The organism is Bacillus sp. GW823-FHT06B01 (genome assembly GCF_058952315.1).
In genome coordinates, this window is record NZ_JBXAHR010000001.1 from 398,107 (window position 1) to 418,269 (window position 20,163).

At 32.8% G+C, this 20,163-nt stretch carries 21 protein-coding genes and 3 pseudogenes; 18 read left to right on the forward strand and 6 right to left on the reverse strand.

Annotated elements, in window-relative coordinates:
* The first annotated feature begins 56 nt into the window (after positions 1-56).
* Entirely contained in the window at positions 57-515 is a 459-nt protein-coding gene (locus tag AC1Q8N_RS02105) for a GNAT family N-acetyltransferase (RefSeq protein WP_098076187.1), read from the forward strand.
* A 102-nt stretch (positions 516-617) separates the two neighbouring features.
* Entirely contained in the window at positions 618-1,115 is a 498-nt protein-coding gene (locus tag AC1Q8N_RS02110; protein ID WP_098076185.1) for a DinB family protein, read from the forward strand.
* Between the two features lie 44 nt (positions 1,116-1,159).
* On the opposite strand, the gene AC1Q8N_RS02115 is transcribed toward AC1Q8N_RS02110, so the two are convergent.
* Positions 1,160-1,576: a hypothetical protein gene (locus tag AC1Q8N_RS02115; RefSeq protein ID WP_098076183.1), complete on the reverse strand. Its 417-nt coding sequence runs from the start codon at positions 1,574-1,576 to the stop codon at positions 1,160-1,162.
* A gap of 120 nt (positions 1,577-1,696) precedes the next feature.
* Between AC1Q8N_RS02115 and AC1Q8N_RS02120 the strand changes: the two genes are divergently transcribed.
* The 3 genes from AC1Q8N_RS02120 to AC1Q8N_RS02130 all read left to right on the forward strand — a co-directional run bounded on the left by AC1Q8N_RS02120 (position 1,697) and on the right by AC1Q8N_RS02130 (position 5,711).
* Positions 1,697-2,344 carry a response regulator transcription factor gene (locus tag AC1Q8N_RS02120; RefSeq protein WP_098076181.1) on the forward strand — a complete coding sequence of 216 codons (648 nt, stop codon included), beginning with the start codon at positions 1,697-1,699 and terminating at the stop codon, positions 2,342-2,344.
* Positions 2,337-3,713: a sensor histidine kinase gene (locus AC1Q8N_RS02125; protein WP_098076179.1), complete on the forward strand. Its 1,377-nt coding sequence runs from the start codon at positions 2,337-2,339 to the stop codon at positions 3,711-3,713. The genes AC1Q8N_RS02120 and AC1Q8N_RS02125 overlap by 8 nt, the downstream gene beginning before the upstream one ends.
* A gap of 201 nt (positions 3,714-3,914) precedes the next feature.
* On the forward strand, positions 3,915-5,711 hold the full coding sequence (locus tag AC1Q8N_RS02130; RefSeq protein ID WP_493521045.1) for a Xaa-Pro dipeptidyl-peptidase: 1,797 nt from the start codon (positions 3,915-3,917) through the stop codon (positions 5,709-5,711).
* 62 nt (positions 5,712-5,773) lie between these two features.
* Here the strand turns inward: AC1Q8N_RS02130 and AC1Q8N_RS02135 are convergent, their stop codons facing one another.
* The gene (locus AC1Q8N_RS02135) at positions 5,774-6,055 is read right to left on the reverse strand and encodes a hypothetical protein (RefSeq protein ID WP_095205752.1); all 282 of its coding nucleotides are present in this window, start codon (positions 6,053-6,055) and stop codon (positions 5,774-5,776) included.
* A 194-nt stretch (positions 6,056-6,249) separates the two neighbouring features.
* Here AC1Q8N_RS02135 and AC1Q8N_RS02140 point away from each other — a divergent pair, with 194 nt between their 5' ends.
* The 3 genes from AC1Q8N_RS02140 to AC1Q8N_RS02150 all read left to right on the forward strand — a co-directional run bounded on the left by AC1Q8N_RS02140 (position 6,250) and on the right by AC1Q8N_RS02150 (position 8,085).
* Positions 6,250-7,014 (forward strand): class I SAM-dependent methyltransferase, encoded by a 765-nt coding sequence (locus AC1Q8N_RS02140; RefSeq protein WP_048547454.1) that lies wholly within the window; start codon positions 6,250-6,252, stop codon positions 7,012-7,014.
* 204 nt (positions 7,015-7,218) lie between these two features.
* Positions 7,219-7,482, forward strand: a complete 264-nt coding sequence (locus tag AC1Q8N_RS02145; RefSeq protein WP_000432423.1) for a hypothetical protein — start codon at positions 7,219-7,221, stop codon at positions 7,480-7,482.
* Positions 7,483-7,854: 372 nt separating this feature from the next.
* Positions 7,855-8,085 (forward strand): hypothetical protein, encoded by a 231-nt coding sequence (locus tag AC1Q8N_RS02150; protein WP_000789031.1) that lies wholly within the window; start codon positions 7,855-7,857, stop codon positions 8,083-8,085.
* A gap of 260 nt (positions 8,086-8,345) precedes the next feature.
* On the opposite strand, the pseudogene AC1Q8N_RS02155 reads toward AC1Q8N_RS02150, so the two are convergent.
* Positions 8,346-8,778 (reverse strand): annotated as a pseudogene (locus tag AC1Q8N_RS02155) (cytidine deaminase).
* Between the two features lie 173 nt (positions 8,779-8,951).
* Between AC1Q8N_RS02155 and AC1Q8N_RS02160 the strand changes: the two are divergent.
* A pseudogene (locus tag AC1Q8N_RS02160) lies at positions 8,952-9,035 on the forward strand (ankyrin repeat domain-containing protein); the annotation flags it as partial.
* Entirely contained in the window at positions 9,032-9,628 is a 597-nt protein-coding gene (locus tag AC1Q8N_RS02165) for a DJ-1/PfpI family protein (RefSeq protein WP_048547453.1), read from the forward strand. The pseudogene AC1Q8N_RS02160 and the gene AC1Q8N_RS02165, both read left to right, overlap by 4 nt.
* A 20-nt stretch (positions 9,629-9,648) precedes the next feature.
* On the opposite strand, the gene AC1Q8N_RS02170 is transcribed toward AC1Q8N_RS02165, so the two are convergent.
* Positions 9,649-10,575: an aldo/keto reductase gene (locus AC1Q8N_RS02170; protein WP_048547451.1), complete on the reverse strand. Its 927-nt coding sequence runs from the start codon at positions 10,573-10,575 to the stop codon at positions 9,649-9,651.
* A 287-nt stretch (positions 10,576-10,862) separates the two neighbouring features.
* Between AC1Q8N_RS02170 and AC1Q8N_RS02175 the strand changes: the two genes are divergently transcribed.
* From AC1Q8N_RS02175 to dltD, 6 genes are all read left to right on the forward strand, one after another.
* Positions 10,863-11,219 (forward strand): FtsB family cell division protein, encoded by a 357-nt coding sequence (locus AC1Q8N_RS02175; RefSeq protein ID WP_048547449.1) that lies wholly within the window; start codon positions 10,863-10,865, stop codon positions 11,217-11,219.
* A gap of 259 nt (positions 11,220-11,478) precedes the next feature.
* Positions 11,479-11,805, forward strand: a complete 327-nt coding sequence (locus tag AC1Q8N_RS02180; RefSeq protein ID WP_048547447.1) for a DUF3870 domain-containing protein — start codon at positions 11,479-11,481, stop codon at positions 11,803-11,805.
* 153 nt (positions 11,806-11,958) lie between these two features.
* Positions 11,959-13,020, forward strand: a complete 1,062-nt coding sequence (locus AC1Q8N_RS02185; protein ID WP_141519945.1) for a dipeptide epimerase — start codon at positions 11,959-11,961, stop codon at positions 13,018-13,020.
* 39 nt (positions 13,021-13,059) lie between these two features.
* The gene (locus AC1Q8N_RS02190) at positions 13,060-14,061 is read left to right on the forward strand and encodes a C40 family peptidase (RefSeq protein WP_493521046.1); all 1,002 of its coding nucleotides are present in this window, start codon (positions 13,060-13,062) and stop codon (positions 14,059-14,061) included.
* A 20-nt stretch (positions 14,062-14,081) separates the two neighbouring features.
* The gene (locus AC1Q8N_RS02195) at positions 14,082-15,704 is read left to right on the forward strand and encodes a peptide ABC transporter substrate-binding protein (protein WP_098067976.1); all 1,623 of its coding nucleotides are present in this window, start codon (positions 14,082-14,084) and stop codon (positions 15,702-15,704) included.
* Between the two features lie 333 nt (positions 15,705-16,037).
* Positions 16,038-17,219 (forward strand): D-alanyl-lipoteichoic acid biosynthesis protein DltD, encoded by a 1,182-nt coding sequence (gene dltD / locus AC1Q8N_RS02200; protein ID WP_098847962.1) that lies wholly within the window; start codon positions 16,038-16,040, stop codon positions 17,217-17,219.
* 38 nt (positions 17,220-17,257) lie between these two features.
* On the opposite strand, the gene AC1Q8N_RS02205 is transcribed toward dltD, so the two are convergent.
* Positions 17,258-17,482: a hypothetical protein gene (locus AC1Q8N_RS02205; RefSeq protein ID WP_000558708.1), complete on the reverse strand. Its 225-nt coding sequence runs from the start codon at positions 17,480-17,482 to the stop codon at positions 17,258-17,260.
* A gap of 140 nt (positions 17,483-17,622) precedes the next feature.
* On the opposite strand from AC1Q8N_RS02205, the pseudogene AC1Q8N_RS02210 reads away from it, so the two are divergent.
* Positions 17,623-18,083: pseudogene (locus AC1Q8N_RS02210) on the forward strand (DinB family protein).
* A 38-nt stretch (positions 18,084-18,121) separates the two neighbouring features.
* Here AC1Q8N_RS02210 and uptA read toward each other — a convergent pair.
* A complete protein-coding gene (gene uptA / locus AC1Q8N_RS02215; RefSeq protein ID WP_000254824.1) occupies positions 18,122-18,727 on the reverse strand; it encodes an undecaprenyl phosphate transporter UptA in 606 nt (201 codons plus the stop codon).
* A gap of 285 nt (positions 18,728-19,012) precedes the next feature.
* Here uptA and AC1Q8N_RS02220 point away from each other — a divergent pair, with 285 nt between their 5' ends.
* Positions 19,013-20,128, forward strand: a complete 1,116-nt coding sequence (locus tag AC1Q8N_RS02220; RefSeq protein ID WP_098847961.1) for an HD domain-containing protein — start codon at positions 19,013-19,015, stop codon at positions 20,126-20,128.
* Positions 20,129-20,163 lie beyond the last annotated feature (35 nt).

The following is a 20,163-nucleotide window of genomic DNA, read 5'->3' on the forward strand; positions in this document are numbered from 1 at the left end:
CAGAATAAATAATTCTTGAGCATTTTTACGTATTTTTATATTAAGGGGGAATTTACTTGAAAGATATACATATTCAACAAATTGAAGATTTAATGATATACGAACACGATTATCTTGTTCAAGAAAGCAAAGAAGAAGGATTTAATTTCTTAATAAAACTAATAAGTGAATATGAAAATAAAATAAACATATTTAACAAAACTGGTGAATGTTTATATGGCATTTTTCAAGGGGAAAAGTTGATTGGAATAGGAGGGCTGAATGAGGATCCATATACAGAAAACAATAAGATTAGCCGGTTAAGAAGATTTTATATTGCAAAAGAATACCGCCGGAAAGGATTAGGTAGGTTATTATTAGTAAGAATTATAAGCGATGCGAAAAAACATTTTAATATTGTTGTTTTAAATGCAGATACAGTACAGGGTGACAAATTTTATACTTCGATTGGATTTGTGAAAGAGATAAAATTTGTGGGAGCGAGCCATTATTTGAACTTGAATAAAAGGATGTAGTGAATTTATATGCATCGCCCTCTTGATAGAACTTTTGTTCTATTTCGTGTGGATTGATGCTATAATTTATTTGAATCTATTATTAGAATGGGGAATTGGATGATGGGAGAAAATAAAATTATTCACGATTTCAATGAATATTCAATTTGGCTAAATACATTGAAAGGTATGAAAGAAGAATTGTGGATGAATCCAATATCAGAGGGGAAATGGACTATTGGTGAGATTGTATCTCATATTATGAATTGGGATGAATGTCTTTTAACTAAAGTATTACCATCAGTGCGAGAAGGACAGGGAATGGAGTTTCCTGATTTTGATACATATAATAAACTAGCATCTAATTATGCTAAATCAGGAATATCTAAGATGAGACTTCTTGAAGAAGCAAAAGCTAAAAGAGAGTTACTCGTAAAAGAACTTAGATTACTGCATGATGAAAAACTAAAGAAACCTTTAACAGCCAATGGAGTATCACACTGTCCTCATACTGGAACGCCGTATTCTCTTATATATATTATTAAAGAATTTATAGAGCATGATAACCATCATAAAAGACAGGTTATCCATTTTTTAAATGAAAATGCAGTTGCTAACTGATAATGAAAGATCCCACAAATGATATTTATGGGATCTTTCTTATATTATAATTTAACATTCATCTCTTTCAATAATCCCTTCGGATCACCTTTTACATAATAAAAATGTGGATTATTTTCATCATCGTAAAGCATAATATAAGGTTTTTGATTAAGCGGGAGAAGAATAAGTATTTCATCAATTGTTGTATGTAACCATTGATTTGTAATAGAAACTGGTTTAGATAAAGGGATTTTTATCATGTGACCATCTTTTGGAACGACGTTTAAGTTTTTGAATGGGCCAGTAATCGATTTAGCATATTGAACAGCTTCTTTTTGAATAGCTGGATCTAAAGATTGTTTTTGAACGACCATTTCTTTTTGACAATCAAACACTTCAATTTGTTGATTTGTATTTGCGAACACATTTGTTGATAATAAGAAACAAAGAAGAGTAATGAACCCGATTTTTTTAATCATAGTACAACACCTCGTCTTTACTATACCCTTAAAAAGTTTAAATATTTTTCTGTCACATTTATGTAACAAAGAAGTTGTATAATACAATTGGTTTTGTTTAATAGCAATGGAGGATAATGTATGAAAGTATTAATAGCAGATGATGAACAAGATATGTTAAGGATTTTAAAAGCTTATTTCGAGAAAGAAGGCTTCGAAGTTTTATTAGCGAAAGATGGAGAAGAAGCACTTCAAATATTTTATGATGAAAAAATTGATTTAGCTATTTTAGACTGGATGATGCCGAAACATAGCGGTATTACTGTTTGTCAGGAAATAAAAAAGAACTCAAGCGTTAAAGTATTAATGCTTACGGCGAAAAGTGAAAGCGAAGACGAATTAGCGGCGCTTCAAAGTGGTGCAGATGAGTACGTAAAAAAACCATTTCATCCAGGCGTATTAATAACTAGAGCGAAAAAGCTTATACAGCATAATGATGTCATTCAAGTTCAAGATTTGAAAATAGATTTCACTAAAAATAAAGTTTATAAAAATGACAAAGAGTTAGATATTACAAAAACAGAGCTAGAATTAATAAAGTGTTTTTTAAATCATAAAGGCATGATTTTAACTCGTAAAAAATTGTTAGATATCGTATGGGGATTTGACTATTTTGGAGAAGAGCGAACTGTTGATACACATGTAAGAAGATTGCGTAAAAAAGTAGGAGAAAATATTATAAAGACGCATCGTGGTTTAGGATATAGTTTGGAGGAGCAGAGTGAATAAACTTGGAAAAAAGCTATTTCTCAGCATTTCTTTAACTGTTATTCTTATTTTTACAATCTCTTTATTATTAATTAACTATCTTTTACCGAAATATAATATTTACAAAACGCGAGAAAGTTTAGAAGGTATTACAGCACAAATACAGTCCATACCGAGCCAACAACTGGATGAAGCAATTACTAGCATTGAAAATAAAGGAAATGTTACGATTGCGTATACATCAATTAACAATTCGGAAGATCAAATTAATGATGAGTTACGTATGCAACTTACAAGGAAAAGGGTTGCCCTTAATAAACTTTGGATTACAAAAGAAGAAGTAATGAAAGTAAAGAACTTCAGGCAAGCGAATAAAATATATGATCAAGAAAAGATTAAATCTAGTTTTTTTGTGAAATACATTGCGAAAGACGATATGTTAATTTTAGTAGGAGTTTCGATCGCACATTCTAATGAAGTAATAAAAACGTTAAATTCATTTTATTTTTACATTTTTGGCATTACGATTTTTCTCATTATCGTACTTGTATGGATACTTTCAACAACAATCACTAGACCATTGAAAGAATTAAGTAATGTTGCAGAAGATATTTCAAATTTGAAATTTGAACGAGCGAAAGTGAAAACAAATGATGAAATAGGAGACTTAGCTAATAGTATTAATATCATGAGTGAAAAACTAAATGAAGCGCATGAAGATTTAACAGATCGAAATGAACATTTAAAACGATTTATGGGTGATGTGACGCATGAATTAAAAACTCCAATCGCATTAGTGAAAGCATATTCTATGGGAATAAAAGATGGTTTAGATGATGGTACATATATAGATACAATCATTAAACAAACTGATCACATTTCAAACCTAATTGAAGAGTTATTACGATTTTCTAAACTAGAAAGAGATGTTTTAGAAAAAGAAGAATTCGATATTAAATCACTAGTCCAAAGTATATTAGATAAGCATAAGATTGAATTGGAATCGAAAGAGATTAATTTGCAAGTGAACTATAATGTTAGCGATGCAGTTGTTTATGCAGATGTAAATAAAATGAGAATGGTGTTTCAAAATTTAATTTCAAATGCGATAAAATATACAGCAAATCAACATATAAAAATTACTTTAGAAGAACGAAATGAAAGTGTATATTTTCAAATTCAAAATGGTATGAATGCGGAACAAATGAAAGATATCGATAAAATTTGGGAACCATTTTACGTCTTAGAATCTTCTCGCAGTAAAGACCATTCAGGCACAGGACTAGGTTTAGCAATCGTAAAAAGCATCTTAGAAAGACATGGTTTTAACTATGGAGTTTCTACTTTAGAGGGAGAGATACGATTTTATATAAATATGAAGAACGATTAATTTAATACTAGTAGAAGCATCGTCTATTAATAGGCGATGTTTTTTATTGATTATATGTAAGTAGTAATTCAAAATATATATACTTGAAAGCCCGTTGAAAGAGTGATCTACAAATTTCTCAAGTGGTTGTATAAAATATAAACTGAATTTTCAGTAATTTTATTGTATAGTAAAAGGAGAAATATATGGGGAGGAAAGAGTATGGGGAAAAAGAAAATAGCAATTACATTATCAACAATTTTATCTTTATCAGTCACATCGGGAGTTTCTAGTATGACTGCGTATGCAGACAATAAAGAAACAAACTACATAAATGAGAATGATGTGAAGTTAAATGGGAAAGTTTCAGAAGGGGTTCAATCAAATACGAAGATTGAATTAGAAAATGGGATGACAAAATCGATTTATTCGCTTGATGAAGCAATTATCGAAAATCTATTTGTAGAGACGGAAGTTGATAGCGATCGAGATGGAAAAAAAGACAGAGTGTCAGTAAAAGTTATGCGCCCCAAAACAGATCCTAATGTGAAAGTGCCCGTTATATATGAAATGAGCCCATATCGAGCGGGTTTAAAAGATGTTCCTGTATATAATGTAGATGAAGAATTGTATGCGTATGAAGGCAAACCGTATGGAGCTGTTAATCTTGGTTCGTACGGCAATTATTATGTGCCAAGAGGCTATGCAGTCATTTTAGGTGAAAGTATTGGAACTGGAAAGTCAGACGGATGTCCAACTACTGGGGATGAGCAAGAAATATTAGGGACGAAATCTGTTATTGATTGGGTAAATGGGCGTGCGAAAGCATATACAGAAAATGGTGAGGAGGTTAAGGCTGATTGGTCTACAGGAAATGTAGGTATGACAGGTGTTTCTTATAATGGTACGTTACCGAATGCTGTTGCGACGACTGGTGTTGAAGGGTTAAAAACAATTATTCCAATCGCAGCGATTAGTAGTTGGTATGATTATTATCGTGCAAATGGTGCAGTCATTGCGCCAGGTGGATACCAAGGAGAAGATACAGATAACATGGCCGAAGCAGTACTAACAAGAGAAAATCCTGAAGTTTGCGGACAAGTAATAAAAGAGTTAACAGCTGGACAAGACCGAAAAACTGGTAATTATAATGGTTTTTGGGATAAACGTAATTATGTAAAAGATGCTAAAAATGTAAAAGCAAGCGTATTTGTTGTTCATGGTTTAAATGATTGGAATGTAAAGACGAAGCAGTTCGCGCAATGGTGGGATGCACTTGGAGAAAATAATGTTCCTCGTAAAATGTGGTTACATCAAGGTGGACACGGTGGAACATCAACGAATGACTGGCAAAGAACACAAAATAAATGGCTCGATTATTGGTTGTATGGAATTGAAAATGGAATTATGAATGAACCAATGGTTGATGTTCAACGTGAAAATAAAACGTGGGATAAAATAAAAAATTGGCCGGATCCAGCAGCTGTACCGTCAAAAGTTCGTATGTATTTAAGTAACAAAGCAGTTAATTTGCCATTAAGTATGGGCTCTGCAAATAAAGTTTTCTCATTCGTAGATGATGCAAAAATGAAATCAAATCAATTAATAGCAAACCCAGAATTAGAAGTAGCCAATCGATTAGTGTATACAATGCCTGTACTTCAAAAAGATACGCGTATAAGCGGTACACCAAAGATTTCAATTACAGGAAATATTGATCGATCTGTATCAAATTTAACTGCTTTACTTGTTGATTATGGTGGAGCAAAGCCGGAAATTGTAACGAGAGGCTGGATGGATCCACAAAACTTAAAGAGTATAGAAAATTCAACAGCGATTCAACCGGGCAAAGATTATACATTTACATGGGATATGCAGCCTGATGATTATGTATTTAAAGCGGGGCATCAAATAGGGGTCATTTTAATCGCTAGTGACTATGATTATACAATTAGACCGAAAGCGGGCACGAAGCTTACAGTAAAATTAAGTGAAGTAACATTGCCGATTGTGAAATAAATAGTTATGAATAAAGAGCTTACTGCATAGTAAGCTCTTTAAACTTTGAAATGGGGAGTTTATTATGAATTTTTATTAGTAGATACAAAAATGCTTACAACAAATAAAAAAATTGCATTCATGATCAATAGACCACTAAAGGTTAGCCCAGCAAAACCTCCAGCGAATCCATCTCCTACTTTTTCACCAATTACGTGCAAAGTGGCGAAGAAAACAACGGGAGAAGAAAGTATGAAAATACCACTAGCTATTTTCCATATTCGTTTATATTTCTTTGCTATAAAGAAAATCAGTGTATTAAAAGTGATAAGAAGAAAAATAAGTCCAATTAATGAATTCATCATATCCTCCTTTTAATATAATTCTGAATTTTCATATGTTCATTTTAAATGGAATATTATACAATATAATTATATTGTATGGAAAGCGAGTGATATATTATGACAGTCAGCTCTTTCGAATTTTTATTAAAAATAAAGGTACAGGAAGATTAATTGAGTTAAAATCTTCCGTACGTATAAAACGGAGGAGAAAATAAATGTTTAGTTTTTATAGTACACTTTGCACGGAACTTTATGATTACACTAAGCCTGTCGGGTATTCTTTAAATGGTGATATTGAGTATTACCAAGAACGTTTAAAAAATGGTAGAGGAAGAATTCTCGAAGCGGCAGTAGGATCAGGGCGTGTTATCATCCCACTTCTTGAAGCTGGTTTTAAAGTGGATGGGATTGACTATTCACCTGAAATGCTAGAATCGTGCCGTATACGATGTAATGAGAGAGGCTTACATCCTCATTTGTATGAAGGAAGTTTACAACAATTTTCACTGCCGCATAAATATGAGGCAATTATCATTCCTACTGGATCCTTTTGTTTAATTGAAAATCGTGCGGATTCTATAAACGCATTGAAATGTTTTTATGAACATCTTAATCCAGGCGGGCGATTAATCGTAGATATTATGCTTCCGCATGACTGGAAAACAGGAGAGATTCATACATCGACTTTTTCTTTGCCGAGCGGAGACGGAATTACATTAGAAAATAAATCAATTGAAATAGATTGGCTGAACCAAGTTACTCTATCATATTTAAAATATGAAAAATGGAGTAAAGGGCAGTTAGTACAAACGGAATTGCAACGCTTTGCGGTGCGCTGGTATGGAATAGAAGAGTTTAAACTTCTGTTAGAAAGTATAGGTTTCTCTAACATTACGTGCTCCGCTGATTATGTTTATGAAAAAGAACCGTCAAATGCAAACCAAATGTTTACTTTTGAAGCTGTGCGAAACGAAAAATAAAGAACTATGTATGAAAATAAGGCAATCGATATAATATCGTCTGCCTTATTTCAATTGTATATTACTTACATGGTATTACGTTCCGGTGGTTGTCCAAGCATTCTTCTACTAACTACATATACTACTTATATTAAAGGCAGTTACTATTTCAAATAGAACTGTTATTTTTCTATAAATGATATTTTAGAGAAGTAGGGGATAAATTTGGAAAACGTAGAACAAGACAGAATTGAAAATCAAGTGTATTCCAATCGTGTAGTAAGATCAGAATTTGATGCGAATTGGGAAACATGTATATCAAAAAGTGGCTATGTAATTTATGTAGCAACAAGTAATAATGCTGAAGTAATAGTACTACTTGCAGATGGTTCAAGTAAATTATTAATTTTTGAAAAAGGAGGTAAAGTAGTAGTAGGCGGCGGTGGTACAAGTCATTACAGTAAGCCGCATATTGCAAGAAATATTTAAGGTAGTACATGTATTTGAGAAGAAGCTGGAAAACGCTTATTCGTTCATGTTTAGAGTATGATAGACTAACCGTTTTTATTTCTTTAAATCAATTCAGAATAGGTTAATTTAATACAAATACATCGGTATGACCAGCAAAAATTAGGAGGAAATTGTACGGATAAGAATTCGAAATATAATGTAAGTTTGGAAGAAACATATAAGCAATTTTAAAAAGCATTTCCTATTTCGGGAAATGCTTTTTCTATGTTATAGTATAATAGTGTTTCGGAACGATGTTATTTTAATATACTTCAAATTTTGTTGTGTATTATTTTTATATTAAATTAGTTGTGCAAGTATTTTTTTATATAAGGAGTAACAATTAGAGAAATGAAAAATATAGACTTTATACTAGAAAGTGATGAGGCATTAAAACCGTCGGAACGATTAGTACTATTATTATTAGAGAAGCATAGAATGTTATATACGAACGATCTATTAGCGTTATCTAATTTATCATATAAAACATTAACAGATTCATTAACAGCGCTTGTTTTAAAATCATATGTGTTAAAGGAAACAGGTAAGGGAAGAAGACAGAATTGTTATAGATTAGTATGATAAGACTGCTTATTTTAGAGAATTTATATTGATATTTTTCGAATGTAAGGAGAAATAGAATTTTAATTTTCAAATGAAAAACGAACCGCAATACGTACTTGAATATTTGAATTTCATTTTTGTTAATGATAATTTTATAATTATCGAAAATAGAAAAATAAAATAAACTGCATAAAAAAGAAATAAAAAAACAATCCGTTTTTAAAATGGATTGTTTTTTATTGGAATAATATTATTTGATGAATGGCAAACAGGAATGATTATTCTACTTCACTTGTGTACTTTTCAGGTAATAATTCCATTACGTTACATTTTACAAGTTCACCATTATAAGAAAGTATAACGTTCGTATTTTTTCCGTAATCACTTATTAATTCTCGACACCTACCACATGGAGCAACAACCCAACATTTTTCTATATCTTCATGAGGGTGTGGGTGAGCAACTGCGACAATGGTATCAAATTCATGATCATCTTCTGAAGTAGATTTTCCGATCGCCATAGCTTCACCGCATACTGTTATTCTTCCAACATTCGCTTCAACATGCACTGCTGCATAAATATTACCTGCTTTAGTTCTTACAGCTGAACCGATATGATGACGACCATATTTATAGTTTTTTTTCGATTACTTTTTCAGCAGCTGTAATTAAATCATAGTCTTCATTATTTAAAGGCATTACTTGTAACATAATCTCTCCTCCATATTAAACATGATTAGTGTTATTTTAACGAAAAAATTTAATATTTAAAATAACAGATAATTATCGGAGAGATAATATTATTATGTAAACTGTAGTTTTAACAGGAAAATATCATAATCAATAGAACATATAGAAGAAGGGGAAACTTAAATATTTTGAAAGAAGGGAGAACAGCATATTATATTGCATTAGAAAAAGGACATGATCACCTTTTACATCATTTAAAACAGGAAGTGAACGTATGATAAATAAATGGAGTGTGGGCATATTTTTATTTAACGAGGTAGAAGTGTTAGACTTTGCTGGGCCATTTGAAGTTTTTTCTGTAACCGAAGCGGATGAAGAAAAACCATTTACTGTCTATACAGTTAGCCAAAATGGAGAAATGATTACAGCAAGAAACGGATTAAAGGTAAAACCGGATTATAGTATTGAAGATTTCCCACCAGTTGATATTTTAATCATTCCCGGTGGTAAAGGCGTTCGGGAAAATGAAGTGCAAAATGATATTATAATAAATTGGGTTCGTCAGCAAATGAAAGAAGTAAAGCTAATGACTTCAGTTTGTACGGGTGCACTATTACTTGCGAAAGCCGGTTTACTGGAAGGCTTAAAAGCAACAACGCATTGGGCTAGTATTCAAACCTTCAAAAAAGATTTTCCGAATGTAGAAGTAATGGAGAATGTGAAATTTGTAGATGAAGGACACATTATTACATCTGCAGGTATTTCAGCTGGTATTAACATGTCATTTCATATTGTAAAAAATTTGTTAGGTGTGGAGATTGCTGAGGAAACAGCAAGAAGCATGGAATATGATATTGACTTACAAAATTAAAAAGCCCAGGCCGGGCTTTTTTATATTGATTGAATATAGCTAATCTCCTCATCACTCAAAATAGGGCGAACAGACGCATTTGCATTTTCTTGTGCTTGTTTTTCTGTTTTTGCACCTGGGATTACAACACTCACTGCTGGATGAGTGAGTATATAGCGAAGTGCAAGTTGCCCTAAGGTCTGATTTTTATTTGAGAGCAACCGAAGTTTCTCTACCTTTTGTAAGTCTTCTTGAAACCAATTTTCATTTGGCCAATCTTTGCGTAAATCTCCATTTGGAAAAGTTGTTTTATTTGTGAATTTTCCAGTTAAAATACCCATTTTTAACGGCCCACGAATAACAGCTCCTAGATTTTTTTCTTGTAAGAATGGCAAAATATCATTTTCTGGTTTTCGATTCAATATATTGTAATCAAGTTGTACGATGTCAATTTCATTGTTTTTATTGAAATGACGAATGTATTGTAAATCATGTGTCGAAACACCGACTGCTCTTACTTTTCCATCACGTTTTAATACTTCAAATGCACGTAAAAATGCTTCTGTTTCTCTACGGTTATGCCACCAAATATGACAAAAATAAAGATCAATGTAATCTGTTTGAAGACGTTGTAAACTTGTTTCAAATACGGCGATGATTTTTTCGGGAGTATCATATACAGGTTCTCCATTCGGATCGTAGTGATGTCCGATTAAACCGCCTTTCGTTGATAGGATAATATCATTACGATATCCTTTAATTGCGGTAGACACTAACTTTTCACTATGTCCTAAACCATACACATCTGCAGTATCAATAAAATTCACACCACACTCAATTGCTTTTTTTATAGCGGTTATAGATTGTTTATCGTTAACAGGTCCCCATTCATCACCACCGATTGCCCATGCCCCAAAACCTATTTCAGAGACAGTTATTCCAGTTTTACCTAATGTACGGTAATGCATATTTTTCCTCCTTGTAAGCATGTTATAACATCGATATGTAGGGAAGGTATTTTGTGTGTAAAAAAACTCTTCTACAATAGTAGAAAAAGAATAACAGAAACTACTATTTTATGGCAGCATACATAAAAAAATGCAATGTAAATATGGAAATGTCGTCGAATGCTATCTTTAATTGGTTAATTTGTAAGATATTTTTGTGAAGGAGCTTATTTTATAAGAATAGAATTATAGTTAGTAAGGGATTATGCCGAGGGTAGTGAAAATATATGTGTTAGGGGGATTTCATAATGAGGAAACTCAAGCGAATAAATGTTCCTAATATAGAAGAGCAACTATCACAGCCTAATGAGAAGCGAGCAATTAATAAGAAAAAACTAAGACGATTTATATTCATGTTTATATTTATTGCGGCGGCTACTTTGTACCTTCAATTTATTTTAACGAAACAACAAGAAATAATCGTAGAAAAAAAAGATACAATAACGAATCAAAAAAAACAATTGGTCTCTTTAAAGAAAGACCAGGATTCTTTAAAGACTAACATAGAAAATTTAACAGACGATGAGGAAGAAATTTTGAAGTTTGCGAGAAAAGAATATCAATTTTCAAAGTCAAATGAAACTATATTTTTGTTGCCGAAGTAGTGTAATAGAACAGTTAGCGATTGCTAGCTGTTTTTTTATGTATGAATGGCATGGTACAAGTAACAATCACATATTGTAAAAATGAAGAGTTTGAGCTGTTTTTATACTTATGGAATATACACTGAAATAAATGTTGTTAAAATTCTGTCAATTGTATTATAATACAAGGTAAGCGGATACATTTCTTAATCAACGTTGAGTTTATCACTCATACGACTATTAAGAAAACCGTTATCCCGTATTAGAAAGGAAGATAGCTGTGTACGCTTCAAATACAATTTATATCGTAGGGGATGCGAAAGCACCTCAAAATAATCCTATTACCGAAAAGTTCAAAAGTTATTTTGTAGCGTTTGTACTTGTTAAGGAGACAGGGGAAATTGTAGATGCAGATTGCTCAGCGACAATTGCATTAACATCACAATTCGTTAAATATTTGTTTCTACATAAAAATATTAATGATCCACTATTGGTAACAGAAATAAAAAATAGATACTTTGGTTCGTCTCAAAAAGCACTACTTGTAGCATTAAAAGATGCACAGAAAAAATATAATCAAATCGCTGCTTTGTCTACCTATTCCTAGACAAAATCCAGCCATAAGAATCTTCTTATGGCTGGATTTTTTTATTTTACATTAACCTCCTATATGAAAAGTAAGCGAAAGTGGAGATTAATTGTCCGTAAAAAACTAATCTATTTTGTGGATTAAGGTTCCACTTTGTCAGACAACGAAAGGATGAACAATATGAAAATTACCGATGTAAAAGTAAATCGTAGACGTGTAAATCTTCATACACCGTTTAAAACGGCGCTTCGTACCGTAACTGAAATAGAAAGTATAGATGTATATATTTATACAGATGCAGGAATTGTTGGGAGGGGTGCTGCAACCGCAACACCAGTTATTACGGGGGATTTCGCTAACGGAATTGAAGAAGCAATTTTAGGACCGATGCGTTCCTGTTTAATTGGTCAAGGTATTATTCAATTTCAGCAGTTACTGCAGCACATTCAAATGAGTTGTATTGGAAATTCAAGTGCGAAGGCGGCGGTAGATATCGCTTTATATGATGTGTATTGTCAACATCAAAACGTTCCACTTTACGCATTATTAGGCGGGAAGAAAGACATTCATACAGATATTACGGTGAGTGTAGATGAGCCTTTTATTATGGCGAAAGAGGCAAAGCAACATGTAGAAAAAGGATTTCAAACTTTAAAAATTAAAGTGGGGAAATCTGCTCCTTTAGATTTAGAACGTATTGAAGCGATTCGAAATAGCGTACCCAAAAATACGACGTTACGATTAGATGCAAATCAAGGGTGGAATCCAAAAGAAGCGGTTACGATCATTAAAGAGATGGAAAATCGCAATTTAAATATTGAATTTATTGAACAACCTGTTTATGCGAAAGATTGGGATGGATTAAAGTACGTCAAAGATCATGTGCAAACGCCTATTATGGCTGATGAAAGCATATTTTCAGCGGGTGATGCATTGAAAATCGTTCAAGGAGGATATGCAGACTTAATTAATATTAAATTAATGAAATGTGGTGGTATACGTGAAGCGTGGCGTATTGCCGATATTGCTGAAACAGCTGGTGTAAAATGCATGGTCGGAAGTATGATGGAATCTTCACTTTCTGTTAGCGCTGTAGCCCATTTAGCTGCTGCACATCCTAATATTCATTACTTCGATTTGGATGCACCGCTTTGGTTAATGGAAGAACCGGAAGGAATGACTTATTCTGGATCAAAGGTAAACCTTCAAACGACAGTGAATAGTAAATCTTAGGAAAAGAGACTAGTAAACTATCTTTTAAGGGGGATATTTATGAAAAAAGTAGGAACTGCATTTTTAACAACTTTATTTATATTTTCATCGTTTACATCAGCAAATGCTGAAGAGAAGAAAGATAGTAAAGTGTTTATCGATGTATCTGCCGCAACACTTTGGACTGCGCCTGATTCATTACGGCCAATTGATGCACCGAGCGCTACAAACCCAGTTGATTTGTGGAAGTGGACGAAATCAATGACGCTTGATGAGAAACTTTGGTTAACAAATGCAAATAAATTAGAAACGCAAGCGTTATTAGGTCAAGAAGTAACGGTTGTTGATAAAAAAGGGGACTGGGTTAAAGTGTTAGTCCATGGTCAGCCAACACCTCGAAATGACGAGGGCTATCCAGGGTGGATGCCCGAAAAACAGTTAACATATAATCAAGAATTTGCTGATAAAACAAATGAACCTTTCGTATTAGTAACGAAACCGACAGCCATTTTATATATAAATCCTTCTGAACAACATAAATCACTTGAAGTGAGCTATAATACGCGACTGCCACTACTTAGTGAAGATACGATTTCGTACCGTGTGTTGTTACCAAGCGGACAGAAAGCTTGGCTACGAAAAAATGATGGGACAGTTTACCGTTCGCAAAATGATATTCCAACTCCGACAGCTGATGATTTAATAAACACTGGAAAAATGTTTTTAGGATTACCGTATATATGGGCAGGTACAAGTGGCTTTGGATTTGATTGCTCTGGATTTACACATACGATTTATAAATCACACGGTATTACAATTCCGCGGGATTCAGGTCCGCAATCGAGAAATGGAGTTGCAGTTGATAAAGAAAATTTACAAAAAGGAGATTTAATCTTCTTTGCACATGATCAAGGAAAAGGTAGTGTTCACCATGTTGCTATGTATATTGGTGACGGAAATATGATTCACTCACCAAGAGCTGAAAGATCAGTAGAGATTATACCGCTAAATACACCAGGATATATAGAAGAATACGCTGGTGCTCGTCGTTACTTACCTTAAAAAATAGAGGGGGTTTTCAAATGAAAAAAGGTGTTCGTTACTCATTAGTTAGTACTCTATTAGTTTCTTCATTTTTAGTAGGATGCGCAAAAGAAAAAACAACGACAAAGCCGAAAGATGAGAAGAAAGTATTGCAGTTACTAGAAACGGGTGAAATTCCGTCATTAAATTCAGGGAAAGTAACAGATGCAGTATCGTTTAACGTTTTAAATAACGTAATGGAAGGATTATTCCGTTTATCGAAAAATGATGAAGTGATTGAGGCTGGAGCACAAAAATATGAAGTAAGTAAAGATGGAAAAACATATACATTCCACTTGCGTGAAGCGAAATGGTCTAACGGAGATCCAGTAACAGCACAAGATTACGTATACGCTTGGAAGCAGCTGATTAATCCGGATACTGCTTCTCAATATGCATACATTGCTTACGATGTGAAAAATGCGGAGAAAATAAATAAGAAACAATTAGGTTTAGATGAATTAGGAGTAAAAGCGACGGATGATAAAACATTCGTTGTAGAACTAGAACATCCAGTGCCGTATTTTACGAAATTACTTATTTTACCGTCCTTCTATCCAATTAACGAAAAATATGCGAAAGAGCAGGGCGATAAGTACGGATTAGAAGCAAATAAAGCGGTGTATAACGGGCCATTTACATTATCAGAGTGGAAGCATGAAGCGAGTTTTACACTGAAAAAAAACGATAAGTATTGGGATAAGAAAGAAGTGAAGCTAGATGAAGTAAACTATCAAATTGTTAAAGAAATTTCAACTGCGGTAAATTTATATGAAACAGATAAAGTTGATAGAGCTGTCATTTCTACAGAATTCGTCGATAAATATAAAAGTAATAAAGAGCTAAAACAATATACAGATCCGGTTATGTACTTCTTCCGATTCAATGAAAATGTACCGATTCTTAAAAATAAAAACGCAAGGCTTGCGCTAAGTACAGTGTTTGATAAGAAAGGACTTGCGACTTCATTTTTAAATGATGGTTCGGTTGCTGCTAACTATTACGTACCAAAAGGATTTTTAAAAGGTCCAGATAAAAAAGATTTTAGAAGTACAGCAGGTGAGTTTAATAAAACTGATGTAAAACAGGCGAAAGAATATTGGGAAAAGGCGAAGCAAGAGACCGGTACAAATGAAGTGACGCTTGAATTATTAAACTATGACTTAGAAAACTTCAAAAAAGTAGGAGAATACATTAAAGAAGAGCTAGAGAAAAACTTACCAGGCTTAAAGGTAAATGTAAAATTACAACCACACACGCAAAAACTAGCGTTAGAGAAGAAGAAAGAATATGAAATGTCATTATCACGCTGGTTACCGGATTATCCAGATCCAATGACTTATTTAGAAGTATTCCTTTCTGGAAGCAGTGTGAACAATACAGAATATGCAAATCCGGAATATGACGCGTTAATTAAGAAGATTAAAACAGAATTAGGTAATGATGAAAAAGCTCGTTGGAAAGCAATGCAAGATGCTGAGAAAATGTTACTGGATGATGCAGTAATTGCACCGGTATTCCAGCGCGGATTATCATACTTACAAAAGCCGCATGTGAAAGATTTATATGTACATCAATTCGGTCCAGCTACAAGTTTAAAATGGGCAGATGTGCAGAAATAAAATTATGAAGAAACAGACTTCACGTATGTGATAGTCTGTTTTTTTGTACAGTTTCAAATGTATAGACATTTTATATATTTTTTCATGTCTTAAAAATAAAATTATTAGTAAAATTCCAGTGTGAAATTTATGTAGAATCTTGTATAATTAACGTGTTTCTATGGAAACATTTTCTTGCGCTATTTGTATAGAACTTAATAGAACAAGGAAAGAAATACATACATGTATATAATAGATAAATAGAATGGAACATGTATAGAGAAAAAGGAGAGAAATGATGGCGTGTCAAAAACAAGGGTTACAATTTAATAGCAATAGAAAGAGGAAGAGACGATGAAAATGAAGCATGCTTTTGGTCCCATAATTTTAGCGTGTGTGCTTTTTTTCATTATCATATTAATCCCATCGAAAAGTTTAGTATCACTTATTAGTGATAAGAAGGTAGAAGATGCGGCAACTTCCTTACAAAAAGAAAAACTACAAAGTGTTTTCTTACAGCAAAAAATGCTAGATAATTCACATTATTTACCGATGTATGGTTCATCTGAATTTTTACGAATGGATGCATATCACCCGTCTAATTACTTTAAAGTAAATCCGGCTGGTTTTACGCCATATTTAATGGGGATTGGCGGTACGCAAAGTTTAGCTCATATATTAAATATGACGTCTACAATGGATGAACTAGAAGGTAAAAAAGTAGTCTTTGTTTTATCACCACAATGGTTTACAAAGACTGGGGTATCACAAGGGGATTTCACTAACAATTTCTCTAAGCAACAAGCATATCATTTTATTTTTAATGATAAAATAAATGTTGAAATGAAGAAGCAAATTGCGAAACGACTATTAGATTATAAAGTTGTTCAAGAAGATGATATATTAAAAAATTCATTAGAAGGTATTGTGTATAATGATACGAAACATAACATAAAAGCAGGTTTAGTTAAACCACTTGCTTATATGCATCGAAATATTTTAGATCATAGAGATTTATTTAACTCTTTATTTAAAATCGAACCGATGAAAGAGAAAACAAATATGGGACTTCGTTCAATTTCTTGGGTAGATGCACGTAAACATGCGGAGGAAGAAGGAAAAGCGGAATCTACTACAAACACATTCGGAATTGAAAATCCGTATTACTATAAACATAATTTAAAGAAAAAATTAAAAGGATTAAAAAACTTTAGAGCAAATGAATCGTATGAAGAATCACCAGAATATGATGACTTACAAATTGTTTTAAATATTTTTAAAGAGAAAAATGTCAAACCACTCTTTATTTCTGTACCTGTAAACGGACCGTGGTATGATTACGCTGGTTTCCCTAAAGAACGCCGTGAAGTGTATTATAAAAAAGTTCGGGAACAAGTTGAAAAAGCAGGATACCCAGTAGTTGATTTCTCTGGCCATGAATATGATAAGTATTTCTTAAAGGATACTATTCATTTAGGTTGGAAAGGCTGGATTTACTTTGATGAAGCAGTGCAAAACTTTTATACTGAGAAATAAGTCTGGAGAAAAAGGAACGGCTATAAGCTGTTCCTTTTTTAGTATAAAGGATTTTGATATGGGCAATTCGGAAAGGCATGTATATCTTGAATTTGTCTATAATCATAATGTTTCATTGCGAACTGCGCTTGATAAAGGTATTCATATACATATAATTGGCCATCATGTGCTGAACATAATACACCAGAAGTTCCTTGCCCATTAATGAAGGAAATGCCGATAGGGCGTCCGATTAAGTATTGTATTTTTTGTTGCCAATGCATAGGGGAATCACTCCTTTTTGAGATAATATACGAAATGAATGAGGGAAAGGTTGCTTATCCCCATAATCATGGAGGCTTTTTATACAATTTCTAGAAGATATTAATAAGAATGAATTACAAGTGCGAGGAAGGAATGAATAATGAAGAAAGAGAATGTTTTGGAAGAAAAGTTAAATTGTATAGAATGGTGTCAAACATTGAAGCGAGTACCTGGTGATATATGGTTTCAGGCATTAAAAAAGGTTCATGGGCAATTGCGGATGTGTTTTTAATAAAGGATAGAATTCCATACTTTATAAGTGGACAATCTGTACCAAATGTTCCAATAGATGTTGAGGAAATGAATAAGGGAGCAATTAAATATGCGAGATCTGGTATTTCAAAAGAAGAACTATTAAATCAATTTAGTGTTACTCGTAAACAGTTAGTGGATGAAATTGAGCGAATTCCCACCAAATATTTTTATAATGTCTACCAATTTGGTACTAAAAAAGTGAAATTAAATCATTACTTTTCATCACTAATTCAACATGACTTAAAGCACAAAGAAGAAATAATGCAATTTCTAATATATAATCAAGCCTATAATAAAAACCGCTAACATTCGTAATGAATGTATAGCGGTTTTTATTTATATTTTTACGCAAGATTTTTACGCTTTTTTGTCCATTTTTTAATGATGAAGTATAAAAGAATAAGAATGACGCCGCCAATTGCGAATGATTTCACATATGGTCCAGCAACTTCGTTAATATTCTCCCAATTCTCACCTAGTTTTTCACCTAAATAAATGAAAATAATAGACCAAGGGATGATTGCAAGTGCTGTTAATGTAGTGAAACGTAGGAAAGGCATTTTCGTAATCCCGGCAGGAATTGAAATTGCATGGCGTACTACTGGAATAAAGCGCGCTGTGAAAATGACGCCAGTCCCGTAACGGTTAAACCAATCTTCAGCTGCATCTATATGTTTTTTATGAATGAAAATATATTTTCCGTATCGTTCTAATATAGGTCGTCCACCGTATCGTCCAAGCCAATAAATAAAGATTTGAGCAATAACGCCGCCAATTGTACCGAATATAACTGCACCTACAAATGAGATACTACCATTGAATACTAAGTACCCCGCATAAGCAAGGACGATTTCACTTGGGATAATTTCAATCATAAGTCCAAGCATAATTCCCCAATAACCTAGCCCTTCAAAAAATGTTAATACTGAGTGAATAAAACTACTTACCATTGTTGCACCTTCTAATTTATGAATTTTTGAATTTTTGAATAGGTGAACCTTATACTTAATAATATAAAAGATTCACTATGTGTAGATTATACCTTATTTTTATAGAGGATTGCTATTTCAATTCTTTTATGTCTCTCATAAGTAGTATAGTACAGGATATGAGCTTAGTTTTCATGAAGAGAAAATGAAAAGATTATTAAAAATTTCTCATATATTAATGAAAATAAACTGAAAATTAAGTATAATTATATAGGTTTTTAATTTATAAAAACAGGAGGAAAATACATGCAATTTAATGATCCAATTTATGGAACAATTACTATTTGTGATAGACATATCCTTCGATTGAAAGATACAAAAGCATTTCAAAGGTTGGCTTATATTAAACAGCAGGGACATACATATTTTTTACACGAAAACGCAATACATACGAGGAAAGAACATTCAATAGGTGTATATGTACTTGTAAATAAAGTGATAGAACATCTTACGAATATTGGTGATATTCATTTATCAGAATATGAGAGGGAATTATTTTCTGTTGTAGCACTCCTACACGATGTCGGCCATGGCCCATATTCGCATTGTTTTCAACAAATATCAGGTGAAGATCATGGTGAGTGGACTATACGAATCATTCAAGAGGATGAAGAAATACGAACGATTTTAAATCAGACCGCCGGATTATTAGTTGATGTAACGAAAGCTTTAACAGAAGATGGTGTTTTTCCAATTATAGATGAGCTCTTGTTTAATTCATTAGGAATGGATCAATTAGATTTTTGGAATAGGGATTTATATTATTCATCGCTTGAGATAGGTGGATTACAGATAGAAGAACTGATAGCTAGTATGCGTTTTATAAACGGTAAACTTGTCATTGAAGAATCGGGAATCCCTTTGATCGAACAACTAATGAAAATGAAAGAAGGACTTTATAATAATGGCTTTGGTCATCCGTTTGTAATAGGAAAAGATTTATTGTTGCAATCCATTTTTCAAAAGATAACTGAGAAAAACCTTAAGTTCTATACTCCTGAATTACAAAATTTCTTTCATAAAGAAGAGGATTTATTAGTAGAGGACTTTCTTCCATTACAAGATGAAATGATTTCACATGAAATTCAGTGCTTTGCAAAATCAGAGGACAAACAATTAGTGGCGTTAATTCAGCTTTATTTTTCAGTTGCTAAAAGTTTATCATTTCAAAAAGGGCTGGAGGGTGATTTTAAGAGGGAGAATAATAATTTAGCAATAATAACTGAGAAAAAGGCGTACAGTTCATATGTAGGTGGTATTTACGTCTATAGTGAGGGGCAGCTAGAGGATATTGTAGAAAAATCCCCTTTTATTCGAGAGATAGTAAGGTTACCTAAAAAAGAATATGCATATTCAATTTAATTGGTTTGAAAACATAAAATGGACGAGGTGGAAAT